Source organism: Kitasatospora sp. NPDC048407 (assembly GCF_043200475.1).
Lineage (GTDB): Bacteria > Actinomycetota > Actinomycetes > Streptomycetales > Streptomycetaceae > Kitasatospora.
In genome coordinates, this window is the sequence record NZ_JBICXW010000002.1 from 347,653 (window position 1) to 365,275 (window position 17,623).

The following is a 17,623-nucleotide window of genomic DNA, read 5'->3' on the forward strand; positions in this document are numbered from 1 at the left end:
AGACCCTGGCAACCGAGAGGAGCACCGATGAGCGACAGACTCCGCGTCCTCGCCACCCGCGCCGCAGCGCTGCTGAGCACCACCGTGCTGGTAGCCGCCGGCACCGCGGCCCTGGCCGCCCCCACCGCCCAGGCCGTCCAGGGCAACAGTGGCACCGCGGCCGCGAGTTGCACAGCGACCCAGGTGGTGGCGAACGGCGGATTCGAGTCCGGCACCTCGCCGTGGACCTCGTCCAGCGGCGTGATCACCAGCGGGGGAGGCCAGAGCGCCCATGGCGGAACGTCCTTCGCCTGGCTGAACGGCTACGGCTCGGCCCACACCGACACGCTGGCGCAGACCGTCACCCTTCCCGCAGGCTGCACCAGCGCCAGCCTCAGCTTCTGGCTGCACGTGGACACGGCCGAGACCACCACGACCACGGCATACGACAAACTCACCGCCAAGATCGGCACCACCACCCTCGCCACCTACTCCAACCTGGACGCGGCGGCCGGCTACGTGAAGAAGACCTTTGACGTATCCGCCTGCGCCGGACAGACCGTCAGCGTCTCGTTCAGCGGCGTCGAGGACTCCGGACAGCAGACCAGCTTCGTGCTGGACGACGTGGCGCTCGACGTCTCCGCGGGCGGCACCACCCCGCCGCCGACCACCGACGGCACCCGCACCCCCGCACCCACCGGATACACCGTCAACCTGACGAGTGACACCAGCGGCGCCAACTGGTCCGGCCACCAGAGCATCGGCTTCACCAACCCCTCGGCAACCCCGCTGACCGAGGTGTACCTGCGGCTGTGGGACAACTACCACGGCAGCTGCCCCACGACGCCGATCACCGTCAGCAACCTGACCGGCGGCACCACCGCGCCGCTCACCGTCGGCTGCACCGCACTCAAGGTCACCCTGCCCGCACCGCTCGCCCAGGGCGCGAGCGGCAGCGTCGGCTTCGACCTTTCCATCGCCGTTCCCTCCGGCGCGGACCGGTTCGGACGCGACGGCGCGTTCAACTTCATCGGCAACGCCCTGCCCGTGCTCGCCGTCCGCGACGCGGCCGGCTGGCACCTCGACCCGTACACCAACAACGGCGAGTCCTTCTACACGCTGGCATCCGACTACACGGTCACCCTCGACCACCCGAGCAGCCTGCTCGTCCCCGCGACCGGCACCTCGGTGGACACCCCCGGCAGCAGCGGACGGACCGTCACCACCGCCACCGCCAAGAGCGTCCGCGAATTCGCCTGGGCGGCCGGGCCGTTCAGCAAGATATCCGGCACCTCGCCGGGCGGAGTCGCCGTCAACGTGTACTCCGTCAGCAGCATCAGCTCGTCCAGCGCGCAGTCCATGCTGACCACCGCCAAGTCCGCCGTCGACTCCCACGCCGCGCGCTTCGGTGCCTACCCCTACGGCGAGCTCGACGCGGTGATCGACAACAACTTCTGGTTCGGCGGCATGGAATACCCCGGCTTCGTGCTCGACCTGGTCTCCACCACCGCCCTCACCCACGAGATCGGCCACCAGTGGTGGTACGGCATCGTCGGCGACGACGAGTACAACAGCCCCTGGCTGGACGAGGCCTTCACCGACTACGCCACCGACCTCGCCCTCGGCGGCACCGGAACCAACTGCTGGAGCAGCGTCTCCTGGGCATCCTCCGCCGAGAAGATCACCAACTCGATGGCCTACTGGGACGCCAACTCCTCCCGCTACTCGACGGTCATCTACAACTACGGCAAGTGCGCCCTGCACGACCTGCGCCGCACCATCGGTGACACCGCGATGACCAAGCTGCTGCACGACTACGCGGCAGCGCACTGGTACGGGGTTTCCACCACAGCCGAGTTCAAGGCCGCCGCGCAGGCCGCGACGACCGTGGACCTGACCTCGTTCTGGACCCAGCACCGCATAGAAGGCTGAGCACCCGCCATCGGCCCCGCCCGCCCGTCCCGGACCTCCGCCGGGCGGGCCGGGCCGGCCCGCCCCGTCGAAGTGGTCCGTGCCCGTCTCATCGCTTCTCCTTCTGTTTCTGCATCGGTTCTCGGTCAGTGCGGTGCCCCTTCTTCGGGTGACGCCGGGTGACTGTGGGCCTGCGTGCCGGGACTCCGCCCGGCAAGGCGTGGCGCGAGGATTCCGCCGACGAAGCCCGCAAGGGCGCCCCAGCCTGCGGCCAGCGGGACCAGCGTGAGCAGATTTGGGTCCAGCACCGTCGAGCCCGTTCCTCCCAGACCAAGCAGCGACAGCCCGTACACGGCCGACACCCGGGTCAGCAGGCCGATCGTGAGCAGTGCCAGGGCCAGCACCACAGCGAGTTGTACGGCTGACCGCCACGCCGGGAGTGCCGGACGCGAACGGGCCGCCACCGCCACGCCGGTCGCCAGGATCAGCACTGATGCCAGCGGCAGCAGGAGCCACGCCCAGCCGTTCTGCTCCGCCAGCGACCCGAGGTCCAGCGTCACGTTCTTTCCGGAGTGCAGCACCGCCGCCAGCGGCTGTGGGAACGGCAGGCCCAGGCTGTCGTCCACATGCCCGTGCCAGGACCCGCCCATTCCGATGCCCAGCGCCATCCAGGCCAGGTTCGGAAGGCCCAGGCACAGCACCGCGAGCGTCTCCCGTGGCTCACTGCCCGTTGCCGTCGCGACCAGCCCGCTGATGAGGCCCAGCCCGACGCACAGCAGCAGCAACGACAGCACCGCGTGCACCGTCGGACGCAGCGTGCCGTGCCAGCGCACCCAGCGGGTCGGCAACGGCGCGCGGCGAGAGGCGGCCAGCGCCAGCAGGACGACCACCGCCAGCCACAGCAACCCGAAACCGACCGCCGGGCCGGGGTCGGCCCGGAACCCCACGACCGGGGTCGCGCCCAGCGCGCCGCCGAGCTGGTCGATCAGTGGATTGCCCGTTGACACCGTGAAACTGTGCCGCGCCGCCCAGGAGAGCAGCAGCACCACGACCGTCCAGCATCCTGCCAGCGCGAGAACTCGCGCGAGCAGAGCCCGTCCGCCCACCACCGGGTGTCGGCGCAGCGGGCGCAGAAACAGGAACGCCGCAGCGAGCGCCCCCGCCAGCGTGACCGACAGCGGGATGGCGGTGATCCCGCCCTGCGCGGTCGCCACGAAGGCGGCGCTGCCCTCGAGTTGGACCGGCACCCCCATCGACATCAATACCGTTGCAGCCAGCACCGCACCGAAACCGTCACCCGGCAGTTCGTCGGCGCGCGCCAGCCACAGCCCGAGTGCGGCCACGGCCGCCATCGCCACCAGCGAGCCCACGGTGGCCACCAGGGCGGAGACCAGCACGGCGACCCAGCCGGGCAGCGCCGAGCGGGGCCCGAGGCCCGGCTGCGGGGGAGCAGGAACAGGGGGCACGCGTCTCACCGGCCCTTCGAACTGAGCCCCCCGCGGGCAGCCGACCGGGACCGGCCGACCTTTCCAGCTTCGGACACCCCGCAAGGCAGGGCGAGTTACGGCTCGACCCTGGCGCGAGGCAGCGAGTTCGCCGGTGCTGGCGGACAATGGTGGATGCGCAGCGTGGCTTCGGGGGAGTCCGACTGAGAGGCAGTTCCGTGGCTGATCAGCCGACACCCCGACAACCCGAAGAATCGGACAACGAGAACAACAACGCACCGCCGCCGCCTCACCGCCCCACCGAGGTGGTGGGCGAGTCGACCGACCCGCCGACGGAAGGGGTGGCAGACACATCCGGGGCCCCGACCGAGGCAGTTGGAGGTCCGGCGCCTGGTCGGGGATGCGCAGCGGCCTCGGAAGGACGCACCGGGCGCGTACCAGGTGCGCCGGACGTCGTGGGTGACGGTGCCTCGGGCGCAGGCCCGCCGATGGAGCTGGTGGACGGAACATCGGGGCCTCCTGCAGCGGTAGCTGGAAGCTGGTAGCTGGTGGCGAAGGGGCGGGTCGGTGGGCGACGGCGTCGGATCAGTGGGGCGCTGAGGGCTCTGCGGGATCCGCGCGGTCCGGGCGGGGCCCGCGGAGTGATGGCGCGTCGGGTGGGGAGCCTCCGACCGAGTCGGTGGGTGGGACAGTCGAGCCTCCTTCATGGGTGAACGGTGGGTCGGCGCCTGGGCGGGTGGATGCGCAGGGGGGGGCGGGCTGCGTGCGGAGAGCGACTGGCCGACGAGTAACGGACCGGGCGGGTTGAGGTCAGGTTCTGGTGCCGGTGGCGGCTCCCGGGCTGAGGCCGGGCCGCCGTCGTCCTCGGACGGAGCGGGATCTGCCGGGCCGCCGTCCGGTCCGTTGTCGGCAGGTGGCGCGGGCCAGTCGGAGGGGGTGCGGCCGGTTGATGGCCTCGGGTGACGGGACGCCACCGTCGAGTGGTGGTGGGCGAGTGCTGGTCGGGGACGGTGGGGACGGTGATGGGGGGTGGAAGGTGGTCGTGGTGGCGGTAGGGGCCGGCGCTGGCCGCCGCGGTGCTCGTCGTCGGTCTCGGTGATGCGCGGGGCGTGGTGCTCAGCGGCGGCTCCTCCGGTGGCGGGTCCGCCCAGAACGTGGCCCTCCAGCCCGCCGCGGCGGTCGGCCAGGAGCCGTTCACCGACCCCGTTGCCTACGCCGCCGGGACTGGTGCCGGCGGATCAAGCGGGTACCCGACCGGTGGGGCAGGGACGGCCACCCCGGCCGCCACCCGCGGCACCGTGAAAGGTGACGAACCCGGTCTGTGCGGAGGTACGCGGGAGGTCGCCAGCTGTGACGTGCCGAAGCCGCCGTTCTGGTTTGACAACCAGGGTGTGCCCCGGGTGCGGTGCGAGTGCGGCAAATCCGCTGCTCCCGCCGAACGGCACGGGTGATACCTATACCGGCATGGCTTGGGCCTCCTTTCAGGCGAACGATGTGGTGACGGTCCAGCCAGCGGCGGCACCGGTGACGCAGATGGTGTCGGTCAACCAGGCCACGGGCAGCCAGTTCGACCGGCCGGTCGGCGGGACTGGCAATTCGGACAGTTCGGCCACACCCGGCGAATCAGGCTCAGGACCGTACACAAGCCAGCCCGGCAGTGCCTCGCCGTCCGGTCCTTCGTCCCCTGGCGGGCAGTCGGGGATGCCGTCGTCAGGAGCTTCGGGATCATCGGGGAACAATTCTTCAGGGGTTGGGCCGGGTTCTGAACCTACTTCGCCGTACGCCGGTGCCGGGACATCGGGATAGGCGAATACGGGTACAGCTGGGAATTGATCGATCGGTGGCGCTCCGGCCGGTGGGACGGCGGCGGGTCCGGGTATGCCGTGGCGCAGCGCCAGGTGTCAGTGGCGCAGGTATCGGAGCATGGTGACACCGCTTTCGAAGGTGTGTGTCTCGGCGAGGACCAGGTCGGTTCGCGTGTCGGAGGGTGGAAACAGTGGTCGGCCACGGCCGAGCACCACAGGGTGGACATACAGGCTGTACTCGTCGATCAGGTCGAGCCGTCGGAATTCGGTGGCGAGGACGGCGCCGCCGACCGCGAGGTCGGACGCGGAGGCGGCCTTGAGAGAGGCAATCGCCTGCGGGTCGACGGCTCGGGCGATCGTGGTGTTCCAGTTGGCGTGGGTGAGGGTGCGGGAGAAGACGGTCTTCGGCATGTCGCGCCAGATGCGGGAGAACTCCACCATGGGCGGGGTGGCGGCCGGGTCCTGGTCGGCGGTCGGCCAGTAGCCCGCCATCAGCTGGTAGGTGACACGGCCATCGAGGAAGCCGCTCATCGCTGCAAGCCGTCGGTTGAAGTGCTTGTGCAACTGGTCGTCGATCAACTGCCAGCCGAGATCGCCTTCGGGACCCTCGAAGTAGCCGTCGAGTGACACCGACATCATCAGGACAAGCTGGGACATCAGTGCCTCCTGGTGCATATGGCAATCAATGTGGTGTTCGGCAACGTACCCGGGCGATTGGCCGTCATAACGGCCATCGGGGCCCACGATCGCGAAATCTCCCTTCGGTGGACACCGGGGTCAACTGATCGGTTGATGGTCCATCAACTGATCGACAGGGAAGGGATATCCGATCGGCTTGAGAAGGCGTCGCGGCGGCCGGGCACACTCCAGACAACACGGAACAGAAGGTGCGAAGGTGGCACCCCAGTTGAAAGGGGATCAACATGCGTGAACTGCAGAGCATGCTGGACAGCCGGGTCGCGGACGGCACGGTGCCGGGTGCGGTGGCACTGGTGGCCCGAGGAGGGGCGGTGGAAGTCGCGACGGCAGGCGATCTGACCGGGGAGTCCCTGGTGCGGATCGCGTCGATTGGGAAGCCGATGATGGCCGCCGCAGTACTTCAACTGGTCGACGACGGCGCCTTCGGCCTGGACGATCCGGTGGAGCACTGGCTGCCGGAGCTCGCCGAACGCCGGGTGGTGCGAACACCGCAGTCGCCGGTCACGGACACCGTGGCTGCCGACCGGCCGATCACGGTGCGGGACCTTCTCGAATCCCGGGCGGGGTACGGATTTCCGGCGGATTTCTCGCTGCCGGCCCTGGCGCCATTGGTCGGCGAACTGCTGCAGGGGCCACCCCAGCCACAGAAGGTGATGCCACCGGACGAGTGGCTGGCGGCGCTGGCCCGCATCCCGATGCTCCATCAGCCGGGGGAGGCATGGCTGTACAACATCTGCTCGGACATCCAGGGCGTATTGGTGTCCCGCGCAAGCGGGCAGTCGCTCGACGAGGCGCTGGCAGAGCGGTTGTTCGAGCCGTTGGGGATGGCCGACACCGGCTTCTCCGCACCATCTGGCGAGGCCGACCGACTCAGCCCGCTGTACCGGCCGAACCCGGACGGGGCACCGACCGTGGTGGACCCGCCGGGCGGGCAGTGGAGCATTCCCCCGGCATTTCCCTCGGGGGCCGGCGGTCTGGTGTCGAGCCTGGACGACGTACTCACGTTCCAGCGGATGTTGCTGTCCGGCGGCCGGGCCGAAGACGGACGGCACGTCATGTCCGAGCGGGCGGTCTGGCAGATGACCACCAACTACCTGACGGAACAACAGCGTGCGGACAGCGAGCTGTTCCTGGAGGGTCAGGGATGGGGCTTCGGCGGATCGGTGGACGTGACACGTCGCGAGCCGTGGAACGCACGAGGCCGGTACGGCTGGGTGGGCGGCACCGGGACGGCGGCACACCTCGTCCCGACGACCGGGCTGGTGACAATCCTGCTCACCCAGCAGGAGATGACTGGCCCCACCCCGCCACCGCTGATGCGGGAGTTCTGGCGCTACGCGGCGGGCGGCTGAGTATCCGGCGAGGCGGCGGCGTCGGAGCGGCGGTAGCTGGATCCGTCCCGGGTGCGGGTCAGCAGTTGGGCCTCGATCAGATAGCGACGAAGCATGGAGGTGTCGGAATGGACGGTGAGTAGCACGTCATTGACCTCGCGCTCGCTGTACGAGCGGTCGGGTTCGAACAGGGACTGTGCGAGGTGGGAGAGCAGGGCGGCGCGACGGGCCGGCTTGCGAGGGATCGACGTCAGACGGCCCTCGCTGAAGAAAGCGGCAAGGGCGGTCGGCGTTGCGTTGGCGGACATGACATGAAGCCTTGCAGGACGGCTGCCGGGCGGACAACCGGATTTCGACGCGGGACGCCGGCCCGAGGGCCGGCGTCACCGACAGAGGAGAACATGCATGCGTATGACGAACGTACGGTGGGCTGCTGTACTGGTATTGCTGCTGCGGTGCCGACGGGGCATCAGCTCAGGCCAGGCCGAACCAGCTGAGGACGGTCTGCACCAGCAGGATGGTGGACATCAGGGCCACCCCGACCACCACCGTGGTCGCGGCGATCCGGTACCGGCGGCCGTTCGCGGCATTGCCGAGCAGCGAACGGCGGTTGGTGAGTACCAGCAGGTACACCAGCACGATCGGGCTGATCAGCCCCTGGAGCACCTGAGTACCGATCAACAACTGAATGACGTCCACGGGCGTCAACGCCACGATCGCGCCCAGGGCGAGCTGTGCAGTGAACACACCGAGGAACAACGGTGCGTCGCGGAACCGCCTGGAGACCGAGCGCTCCACCCCGACGGCCTCGCCGATCGCGTAGCCGGCGGACAGCGGGACCACGGCGCCGGCCAGGGCGGAGGCACCCAACAGTCCGAAAGCGAACAGCAGTTCCGCACCCGGGCCGGCCACCGGCTCCAGAGCCCGGGCCGCCTCGGCCGCGGACTGCAAGGGACCGGTCCCGCCGATCGCGGACGCGGTGGCCACAATGATGGTCAGGCTGATGACGCATGCGAACACCGCTCCGAGTACGGCGTCCGCCCTGATCAGCTTGTAATCCTCCGGCTTCGCTCCGCGGTCCACCACCCCGGCCGCGGCGTAGAACTGCATGTACGGGCTGACGGTTGTTCCGATCAGAGCCACCGCGAGGAGAATGAAGTCGCTGGACGGCTCGAGGTGCGGAATCACCAGGTGCTTGCCGACGTCGCCCCAGTGCGGATGGCCGAGGATCATGGCGATCGGGTAGGCGAAGAACGCCAGCGACATCACCAGGAAGATTCGCTCGGCCCACCGGTACGAGCCGAACAGCACCAGCGCCCACAGCAGCACGGCGGCCGGCGGAACGACCGCCCACTTCGGTACGCCGAGCAGCTCGAACGCCGCGCCGATTCCGGCAAATTCACTGACCACCAGGCCAGTGTTGGCCAGCAGCAGGCAGCCGACTGCCAGGGCAGTCAGCCGGAGACTGAACTGCTCGCGGATCAGGGCGCCGAGACCCTTTCCGGTGTACGCCCCGAGACGGACGGCCATCTCCTGGACCATCACCAGGGCGACGGTGACCAGCACCATGAAGAACAGCGTGTTGTAGGTGAACTGGGATCCGGCCGAGGCATAGGTGGCGATGCCCGCGGCGTCGTTGCCCGCGTTGGCGGCGACCAGTCCGGGCCCGGCGATCACCGCCACGGCGGCGATCCGGCGCAACCCGCGCCTGCGGCCGCGTGGCGGTGCAGGGGCGGCGGCCGGCCCGGAGAGGGTTGCGGTGACGCCGAGTTCGGTCGCTGCAACGCCGACCGGGGCCGAAGCGGCCTGCGGCGCAGTGGAATCGGTAGCGATGGGGTCGAGGTGGGCGTTCACTGGCGGAACCTCCGGAAGTGCAGGCGCCCGCGTTCGGGCAGCAGGGCGTCGAGGATGTCGTCGGCGAGGATGCGGCCCAGAGGGCGTCCGTCCTCGCCGACCACCAGGAGGGAGGACTTGCGAGCGGCCATCAGCTGGTCGGCGGCCTGGGCGAGCCGGGTGTCCGGGGTGAGCGTCACCGGCGCACCGAACTGGGCCAGCCAGTCCGCCAGCTCGAAGATCCGGGTGGAGTCCTCGGCCACCGCCAGCTCGAACAGCGGCACGTCGGCTACCAGCCGTCCGGCGGCGTCGAGCACCACCACGGCGTCGATCTCGGCGCGGTGCTCTGCCTGGGCGGCAAGGTCGGCCCGGACATCCGAAACGGTCTGTTCCAGCCGGACCGTGACCAGCCGGGTCGTCATGGCGCCACCGGCGGTGCCCTCGCGGTGGGAGAGGAGGTCTCGGAGCTCGGCGGCCTCCTCGCTGGGCATCCGCTCCAGCAGACTCTCCCGTTCACGGGGCGCCAGATCGCGCAGCGCGTCGGCGGCTTCGTCGGGCTCCATCGCATCGACCAGCCGTGCGGCATGCTCAGGCTGGGCCTCGCGGAGCAGGTTCTCGAGCTCGGCAGGCACCATTTCCTCCAGGGCGTCCGCGGCCTGCTCCGGCTCCAACCAGCCCAGGAGTTCCTGGCGTTCGCTGCGGCCGAGGTCCTCCAGGATGTCGGCCAGATCGGCGGGGCGGAGCCGGTGCAAGGCGGAGCGTGAGGCACGCAACCGGACTTCCGTGGGGCCGTCGGTGGCCTGCTCGCCGAACGGAGCGACAGACTGCCAGTCCAGGACGCGCTCCGGCGTCGGTCGGACCTGCCAACGGCGCGGGCCGAGTCGGCGCAGCAGCGTCGGCAGCGAGACATCCACCCCGACCAGGACCACCCGGCCCACCAGCGGGGCCAGGTACAGATCGGCGGCCCTGGTCACCTGGACGCCGTCCACATCGACGAGTTGGTGGTCCAGCACGTCGCGGGCCAGCAGCACCTCACCGGGACGGCGCTGGAAGTCCCGCAGGTCGACCCGGGAGGCGCGCAACCGGACCTGTCCGGCCGTGAGACGTCCGATCGCATCCGCCGGGAGGAAGGCCCGGCGACGTCCGATCCGCAGGATCAGACCGGTCATCGGTGGATACGGCTCCGGGCCGTACAGCCGGGCGACCACATCGGTGAGCCGTCCGACCTCCGCGCCCGCCTGATTGGTGACGGACGCTCCGATCAGCCCGGCCAAAGAGACAAGGGAGGAACGCACCGCACGGCCGGCGGTGGCGCGGTGGCCCAGACCGGTCCGGCGATCGCGGAGCCTGGAAGAAGTCGAATTGAAAAGTGTGTTGGTGGCCATGGCGAACACCCCTCTGCCCCGGCTAGGCGGGGCCGACGGGCGATTCGGGACTGCTCCTCATGAGTGCCGGTCAACTTCCGCGACCAGGCCCCGGTTCGGCCCGGCGGCAACGGCTCGGCCGGGTGCGGTGGGCTCCGGGGTGGCCCGGTCGCGGGCGGTCCACGGAGCGGGCCGACGGCAGCGGACCGCCGAGCGCCCCACAGCAGGCGGTACGAAGCCGTGGCGGAGCCCATGGCGAGGCCGGACCCGACCGGGCCGGACCGCAGCCAGGCGCAGCCACGGACCGGGCATGCCGGAGGACGACGGACCGCGGCCGGGTACCGGCGGCGCTCGACCGAGCAGGGTCACGGAATCAGTGAAGGAGGAACTGTCTCGAACCGCAGAAAAACGGCGAGGACGAATCGGGAAGGGGCTGACTGTGCCCCGGACTACTGCAGTCCATCTCGCCTCCTCCCGATTCTGACCAGCGAGTCCCACTCGCGGCCGCGCGGCAGGCGACCAGGCCACGACGGCCCGGCGCACCCCAACTCGTCAGAGCTTTGGCACTCCACGGCGTGTCCCCAGGTCAGGGGAAGCCACTTGGGATCACCCCTTGGGCCGGGGAGACCTGTCCTGATCCGGAGCGTCTCTCGACGGGTGGGATCAGTGGCCTGTGTCCGTGAAGACGCCTCACCGAACGAGGTGTCTGTCCTGTGCGACCAGGATAGGGCCACCGTCACCCCCGCAACCCCATGCTTGACCAGGGTTTGACCCCAACGTGGTCGGACCTGGGGAAATGACGGACACGGGCCGACCGGCCGAAGGGAGAACTCGGGGCGCGCACGGAGGCGGTGGAGGTGGCGGGGTGGGCGGGGGTTGTGGCTGAACCGCAATGCGCCGCGTGGGACAGGCGTCAATGTTGACCGGAGATGATGACCGACATGGGGGAGAGGGGGATCGACGTGAAGGAAACGTCGGTGCGCAACGGGTACGTCGACCTATTGCGGGCAGTGGCGATCGTCCTGGTGGTGGTCGGGCATTGGCTGATCACCGCACTGGAACGGGCGCCCGACGGATCGTTGGCGGCACCCGAGTTGATGGCCGTCGTGCCATGGACCCAGTGGCTGACGCTGGTCTTCCAGATCATGCCGGTGTTCTTCCTGGCCGGTGGCTACGCGGCGGCCGGTTCCTGGAGCGCCTGCCGCGCCGAGGGCGGTACTGCGGCCGGGTGGATCCGCGGGCGGGCCTTGAGGTTGCTGATGCCGACCGGTGCGTACCTGGTCCTGGCGCTGGGCGGGCTGTTGATCGCGGCAGCGTTCAGAGCCGATCCGGTGCTGCTGAGGATGATCGGCTGGGCGCTGGCCATGCAGTTCTGGTTCCTGCCGGTCTACTTGATGATCAGCGCCCTGACACCGTGGTTGTACGCGCTGCACTGGCGGTGGGGTCTGAGCGCCGTCGCGGTGACGGCCGTCGCGGCTGTCGGCGTCGATCTGGTGGTTCTCGGGGTGGACATGGAGTGGGCGGGGCGCGTCGGTCTGCTGAACTACCTGCTGGTGTGGACGGTCTCGTACCAACTCGGATTCGACTGGAAGGACGGCGGGGTGACAACTCGGCCGTGGTTCGGTGCCGTTCTGGCCGTGGGCGGCGCGGCAGGCTACGCGGCGCTGGTGGAGTTCGGACCGTTCCCGGTCAGCCTGGTGCTGGTCACCGGGGAGGAGGTGTCCAACACCAACCCGCCCTCACTCGCCATGCTGGCGTGGCTGGTCGCCCAGTGCGGGCTCTGTCTGCTGCTGGCTCCGCGCGCGGAGCGGGCGTTGCGGTCGGCGCGTCGCAGGCGGTTCGTCGAACCGCTCGGCCGGGTCAGCATGACGCTCTACCTGTGGCACATGGTGCCGGTCCTCGGTGCCGGCGCCGCGTTCTACCTGACCGACCTGGCCCCCGAGCCGGAGGTGGGCTCGGGAGCCTGGTGGGCCTGGCGGCCGGGCTGGATCCTGGTGCTGGCCGCACTGTTCTGCCTGCTGCTGCTGGCCCTGCGGCCGGTGGACGGCCTGCTGATACGCCTGGCCCGGCGGGCCCGGCCACAGGCCGCGATCACCGGGGCGTGGCGGACGCTCCTGCTGACCGTCGGCCTGGCCGCCACCGTCTGGGCGCTGGCGCACTGGGCCGTGCAGGGCCTTGCCTGGGGCGGGTCGCCGGACTGGCCGACAGCGCTGGCCTTCGGCGCCGGGGCGGTACTGGTCGGCGCTGCCGCCACCCGGCGGGCAGCGGCGGAGGCGACGGATATGGCTGCGCGGGCCGGGAGTTGATCGACGTCAGGACTCGAGCGGGAGGCGGAACTCGATGGAGCGGTGCGTGGTGCGGTAACCGAGGGCCTGGTTCACGGCGATCATGCCGGCGTTGTGGTCGGCGGTGTCGGTAAGGAGGCCGGTGATCTCCGGCTGCTCGGTGCGCGCCCAGCGGATGGCCTCGGCCTTCATGGCCCGGGCGAGACCCCGTCGGCGATGGGCGGGCATCACACCGGTGCCGTAGTGCTGGGCGTTGCCGGAGCGGTTGGCGGGGAGGACGAGTTCGGTGAAACCGACGATGCTGCCGGTGGCCTCCTCGACCACGGCGACGGTGTGCAGGAGTTCACCCCGGTCCTCAACGGCCTTCTCGGCCGCGAGGACCCGGGCCTCGTCCCAGACGACCACGCCGAAATCGGTGTCACCCATCGGCGTGTCGTCCATGGCGGTGCGCGAAACGGTGAAGGTGGCCAGCCACTCGTCCGGGCAGCTGCCGAGCCACGAGATCAGCCGGTATCCGGGGTGGAGCGGCACCTCGGTGGCGGCCGGCGCAGAGGTGGGTGAGGTCAGGTCGAGCCGGGCGTAGTCGAGGGCCAGCGCCCGTCCGAAGCCCCGTGCGGTGAGGAAGGCATCGCCCGGGGATCCCTCAACCGCCTGGACGAGCATCGCCCGGCGGCCGTCCTCGCGGGCCGCCGCGGCGGCAGCGGACAGCAGCGCGGAGCCGACGCCCCGCCGGCGTTCGGCGGGGTGGACGTTCAGTGTCAGAGAGCACAGGTGGGCCTGGGCGGGGGAGGCGAACAGTCCCAGAACGGCGGTTCCGAGCGGGGTGCCGTCAGGGGCGGACGCCAGCCAGGTGAGACGGCGGGTGAGCGGCGGTGGGACGGAATCGGTGAGGGCGGTCAGACGGAACGTCACGAGTGGTGGACTCCAGAGGGAGGGCGGGCGAGCAATGAGCGTGCATGCGGCACCGAATCAGGTGAATCCGTCCGGTGCAAGCGATTTCCGGTCCGCTGCCGGTTGTCGAACCGGGCGCGGGGCTGTGGCCTGCGGCGGTTGGTACGGGGGATATCGCGGGGAGCAAAGGAGGGTCGAATGAAAGGAGTTGGCGACTGATGCGGCGTCATATTGCTTGGAAACGTGATGAGCTGACGATGAATCAGTTCGGATCGACACGCGCGCGGCCACTGGTGCGGGCAGGTCCAGGGCGGGATCATCGTCGCTGTGGTGGTCGGCGTCGCGGCAGCCGGACAGGGCTGCCGGGACGCACCCGGGGCGGCGAAGGTGGAGGGCGGATGACCGACGCGCGACTCACGGTGGAGCGCCTGCGCACTCTGGTGGCCGAAGGCGCCGTGGAGACCGTGGTGCTGGCCGTCACCGACATGCAGGGGCGGTTGCAGGGCAAGCGATTGGCGGCGGAGTACTTCCTGAACGAGGTGCTGACCGGAGGCGCCGAGGGCTGCGGCTACCTGCTGGCGGTGGACGTGGAGATGAACACCGTGGACGGCTACGCGGTGTCCTCCTGGGAGAACGGCTATGGCGACCTGGTGTTCCGGCCCGACCTGACGACCCTGCGGATGGTGCCGTGGCACCCGGCCACCGCGATGGTGCAGTGCGACCTCGCCCACCAGGACGGCAGCCCGGTCGCGGTGTCGCCCCGCCAAGTGCTGCGCCGTCAGCTGGAGCGGCTCGCCGGGTACGGATGGCGGGCGTACGTGGGCACCGAGCTGGAGTTCATGGTCTTCCGCGACAGCTACGAGCGGGCCTGGGAGAAGCACTACCAGGACCTAACGCCCGTCAACCAGTACAACGTGGACTACTCGATCCTCGGCACCGGACGGATCGAGCCGCTACTGCGCAGACTGCGCACGGGGATGGCGGGCGCCGGGCTGGTGGTGGAGTCGGCGAAGGGCGAGTGCAACCTCGGGCAGCACGAGATCGCCTTCCGCTACACCGACGCGCTGCGCTGCTGCGACGACCACGCCGTGTACAAGACCGGAGCGAAGGAGATCGCCGCACAGGAGGGCGTCAGCCTCACCTTCATGGCCAAGTACGACCAGCGGGAGGGCAATTCCTGCCACATCCACCTGAGCCTGCGCGACCAGCAGGGCCGCCCAGTATTCCCCGGGAACGGCACGCAGGAGACGGACACGGAGACGGGGATCGAGGGCGGGCACGGGCAACTGGGAGGGTTCTCCCGGACGATGGAGCACTTCCTGGCGGGGCAGCTCGCCTGCCTCGGCGAGTTCGCGCTGCTGCTCGCGCCGACCGTCAACTCCTACAAGCGCTACGTGGCAGGCAGCTTCGCCCCGACCGCGATCGCCTGGGGCCGCGACAACCGGACGTGCGCGCTGCGGGTGGTCGGGCACGGCAGCTCCCTGCGGTTCGAGAACCGGGTGCCCGGCGGGGACGTCAACCCGTACCTGGCGGTGGCCGCACTGATCGCCGCCGGACTGCACGGGGTGGAGCACCAACTGCCGCTGGAGCCGGAATTCACCGGCAACGCCTACGCCTCCGACGCCCCACGCGTCCCGGCCACGCTCCGGGAGGCGATCGAGCTGTTCGACCGCAGCGAGGCCGCCACCGTGGCGTTCGGCAAGGACATGGTCCGGCACTACGCCCACGCGGGCCGGGTCGAACTCGCCGCCTACGACGCCGCGGTGACCGACTGGGAACGCCGCCGCGGCTTCGAGCGGCTGTAGGACGCGGACTCGTGGCCGCCACCACCGGACACCACCGCGTGGGCCCGGCCACCCGGACACCACACCACAGGAGAGCGCCGTGATCGACCAGCCCGATCCGTACCAGGTGGTCAACCCCGCCACCGAGGAGGTGATCGCCACCGTCGAGCTGGCCGGCATCGAGGCCACCGACGCCGCGATCGCCCGCGCCAAGATCGCCTTCGAGAGCTGGCGGGCAGTCGCCCCGGGCGACCGGGCCCGGCTGCTGCGCCGCTTCGCCGCCGAAGTGGACGCCGACCGTGAGCACCTGGCCGCGCTGGAGGTCGCCAACGCGGGGCACACCATCGGCAATGCCCGGTGGGAGGCCGGCAACGCCCGCGACGTCATCGAGTACTACGCGGGCGCGCCGGAGCGGCTGTTCGGTCGGCAGATCCCGGTCGCGGGCGGCCTCGACGTCACCTTCCACGAGCCGCTCGGCGTGGTCGGCGTGATCGTCCCGTGGAACTTCCCGATGCCGATCGCCGCTTGGGCACTCGCGCCCGCCCTCGCCGCCGGCAACACGGTGATCGTCAAACCCGCCGAGGCGACCCCGCTGACCGCGCTGCGCCTCGGCGAACTCGCCCTGCGCGCGGGGCTGCCGGAGGGCGTGCTGCAGATCCTGCCCGGCCGCGGGCCGGTGGTCGGGCAGCGGTTCGTCACTCACCCGGATGTCCGCAAGGTAGTGTTCACCGGCTCCGCGGCCGTCGGCAGGTCCGTGATGGCCGGCTGCGCCGCGCAGGTCAAACCCGTGACGCTGGAGCTCGGCGGCAAGAGCGCCAACATCGTGTTCGCCGACGCCGATCTGGACAAGGCCGCCGCCACCGCCCCGTACGCGGTGTTCGACAACGCGGGGCAGGACTGCTGCGCCCGCTCCCGGATCCTGGTCGAGGCGAGCGTGTACGAGGCGTTCATGGCCCGGCTGGAGACCGCGGTGCGGGCGGTGCGGGTCGGTGACCCGGGCGACGAGAAGACCGAGATGGGCCCGCTGATCTCGGCCGCGCACCGGCAGCGGGTCGCCTCGTACGTGGACGGCGACACCGAGGTGGCGTTCCGCGGCAGCGCCCCGGAGGGCCCCGGATTCTGGTACCCGCCGACGGTGCTCGCCCCCATCGCGCCCGACCACCGGGCGTTCACCGAGGAGGTGTTCGGGCCGGTGGTCGCGGTGGTGCCGTTCCGCGGCGAGAGCGACGCGGTACGGATCGCCAACACCACCGAGTACGGCCTGTCCGGCTCGATCTGGACCCGCGACGTGGGCCGGGCACTGCGCGTCGCCCGCGCCGTCGAGGCGGGCAACCTGTCCGTCAACTCGCACTCCTCGGTGCGGTACTGGACGCCGTTCGGCGGTTTCAAACAGTCCGGCCTGGGCCGCGAGCTCGGCCCCGACGCCCTGCACGCCTTCACCGAGACCAAGAACGTCTTCATCGCGACGGAGGAATGAACCCCATGACCAAGCGACTCGACGGCCGGGTGGCCGTCGTCACCGGCGCGGGCAGCGGCATCGGCCTGGCCACCGTGCGCAGGTTCGCCGCCGAAGGGGCGAAGGTGGTGTGCGCCGACATCGACGAGGAAACCGGCGCCAAGGCCGCCAACGAGGTCGACGGCCTGTTCGTGCGCACCGACGTGAGCGACGAGGAGCAGGTCCGGGTGCTGTTCGACACCGCCGTCGAGCACTACGGCAGCCTGGACGTGGCGTTCAACAACGCCGGAATCTCGCCGCCCGACGACGACTCGATCCTGGTCACCGGGCTGGAGGCGTGGAAGCGCGTCCAGGACGTCAACCTGACCTCCGTCTACCTGTGCTGCAAGTACGCGATCGGGCACATGCGGCGCCAGGGCAAGGGCTCGATCATCAACACCGCGTCCTTCGTGGCGGTCATGGGCGCCGCCACCTCGCAGATCTCCTACAGCGCCTCCAAGGGCGGGGTGCTGTCGATGAGCCGCGAGCTGGGCGTCGAGTTCGCACGCGAGGGGATCCGGGTCAACGCGCTGTGCCCGGGGCCGGTCAACACCCCGCTGCTGCAGGAGTTGTTCGCCAAGGACCCGGAGCGGGCCGCCCGCCGCCTGGTGCACATCCCGCTCGGCCGGTTCGCCGAGCCCGAGGAGATCGCCGCCGCCGTCGCCTTCCTGGCCAGCGACGACTCCTCCTTCATGACCGCGAACACCTTCCTGGTGGACGGCGGCATCTCCGGTGCCTACGTCACCCCGCTCTAGCCGGCGCGGGCTCAACGGGACGGCCGGGCGGGTCGCGAGGACACCG

General features: G+C 70.4%; 13 protein-coding genes and 1 riboswitch. Of the genes, 7 read left to right on the forward strand and 6 right to left on the reverse strand.

Annotated elements, in window-relative coordinates; genetic code table 11:
• Positions 1-27 precede the first annotated feature (27 nt).
• Positions 28-1,911, forward strand: a complete 1,884-nt coding sequence (locus ACGFWJ_RS06960; protein ID WP_392946033.1) for a M1 family aminopeptidase — start codon at positions 28-30, stop codon at positions 1,909-1,911.
• Positions 1,912-2,036: 125 nt separating this feature from the next.
• Here ACGFWJ_RS06960 and ACGFWJ_RS06965 read toward each other — a convergent pair whose 3' ends face one another.
• On the reverse strand, positions 2,037-3,287 hold the full coding sequence (locus ACGFWJ_RS06965) for a streptophobe family protein (RefSeq protein ID WP_392946035.1): 1,251 nt from the start codon (positions 3,285-3,287) through the stop codon (positions 2,037-2,039).
• A gap of 1,512 nt (positions 3,288-4,799) precedes the next feature.
• On the opposite strand from ACGFWJ_RS06965, the gene ACGFWJ_RS06970 reads away from it, so the two are divergent.
• The gene (locus ACGFWJ_RS06970; protein WP_392946037.1) at positions 4,800-5,141 is read left to right on the forward strand and encodes a hypothetical protein; all 342 of its coding nucleotides are present in this window, start codon (positions 4,800-4,802) and stop codon (positions 5,139-5,141) included.
• 95 nt (positions 5,142-5,236) lie between these two features.
• Here the strand turns inward: ACGFWJ_RS06970 and ACGFWJ_RS06975 are convergent, their stop codons facing one another.
• Positions 5,237-5,797 (reverse strand): dihydrofolate reductase family protein, encoded by a 561-nt coding sequence (locus ACGFWJ_RS06975; RefSeq protein ID WP_392946039.1) that lies wholly within the window; start codon positions 5,795-5,797, stop codon positions 5,237-5,239.
• A gap of 266 nt (positions 5,798-6,063) precedes the next feature.
• Between ACGFWJ_RS06975 and ACGFWJ_RS06980 the strand changes: the two genes are divergently transcribed.
• Positions 6,064-7,191, forward strand: coding sequence for a serine hydrolase domain-containing protein (locus tag ACGFWJ_RS06980; protein ID WP_392946041.1), 1,128 nt, complete (start codon positions 6,064-6,066; stop codon positions 7,189-7,191).
• Here the strand turns inward: ACGFWJ_RS06980 and ACGFWJ_RS06985 are convergent.
• From ACGFWJ_RS06985 to ACGFWJ_RS06995, 3 genes are all read right to left on the reverse strand, one after another.
• Positions 7,173-7,478 (reverse strand): DUF2087 domain-containing protein, encoded by a 306-nt coding sequence (locus ACGFWJ_RS06985; protein WP_392946043.1) that lies wholly within the window; start codon positions 7,476-7,478, stop codon positions 7,173-7,175. The two genes, ACGFWJ_RS06980 and ACGFWJ_RS06985, sit on opposite strands and share 19 nt — an antisense overlap.
• Before the next feature lie 166 nt (positions 7,479-7,644).
• Positions 7,645-8,853: an NRAMP family divalent metal transporter gene (locus tag ACGFWJ_RS06990; RefSeq protein WP_392946045.1), complete on the reverse strand. Its 1,209-nt coding sequence runs from the start codon at positions 8,851-8,853 to the stop codon at positions 7,645-7,647.
• A gap of 167 nt (positions 8,854-9,020) precedes the next feature.
• Complete coding sequence (locus ACGFWJ_RS06995; protein WP_392946047.1) at positions 9,021-10,277, reverse strand: magnesium transporter MgtE N-terminal domain-containing protein; 1,257 nt, start codon at positions 10,275-10,277, stop codon at positions 9,021-9,023.
• 626 nt (positions 10,278-10,903) lie between these two features.
• Positions 10,904-11,076, reverse strand: a riboswitch (M-box (ykoK) riboswitch).
• 232 nt (positions 11,077-11,308) lie between these two features.
• On the opposite strand from ACGFWJ_RS06995, the gene ACGFWJ_RS07000 reads away from it, so the two are divergent.
• The gene (locus ACGFWJ_RS07000) at positions 11,309-12,673 is read left to right on the forward strand and encodes an acyltransferase (protein WP_392946049.1); all 1,365 of its coding nucleotides are present in this window, start codon (positions 11,309-11,311) and stop codon (positions 12,671-12,673) included.
• A gap of 6 nt (positions 12,674-12,679) precedes the next feature.
• On the opposite strand, the gene ACGFWJ_RS07005 is transcribed toward ACGFWJ_RS07000, so the two are convergent.
• Positions 12,680-13,564 carry a GNAT family N-acetyltransferase gene (locus tag ACGFWJ_RS07005; RefSeq protein ID WP_392946051.1) on the reverse strand — a complete coding sequence of 295 codons (885 nt, stop codon included), beginning with the start codon at positions 13,562-13,564 and terminating at the stop codon, positions 12,680-12,682.
• A gap of 377 nt (positions 13,565-13,941) precedes the next feature.
• Here ACGFWJ_RS07005 and ACGFWJ_RS07010 point away from each other — a divergent pair, with 377 nt between their 5' ends.
• The 3 genes from ACGFWJ_RS07010 (at position 13,942) to ACGFWJ_RS07020 (ending at position 17,577) form a co-directional block, all read left to right on the forward strand.
• Positions 13,942-15,348, forward strand: coding sequence for a glutamine synthetase family protein (locus tag ACGFWJ_RS07010; protein ID WP_392946053.1), 1,407 nt, complete (start codon positions 13,942-13,944; stop codon positions 15,346-15,348).
• A gap of 79 nt (positions 15,349-15,427) precedes the next feature.
• Entirely contained in the window at positions 15,428-16,804 is a 1,377-nt protein-coding gene (locus tag ACGFWJ_RS07015) for an aldehyde dehydrogenase family protein (protein ID WP_392946055.1), read from the forward strand.
• A complete protein-coding gene (locus ACGFWJ_RS07020; RefSeq protein ID WP_392946057.1) occupies positions 16,801-17,577 on the forward strand; it encodes a 3-oxoacyl-ACP reductase in 777 nt (258 codons plus the stop codon). Before ACGFWJ_RS07015 ends, ACGFWJ_RS07020 begins: the two co-directional genes overlap by 4 nt.
• Positions 17,578-17,623 lie beyond the last annotated feature (46 nt).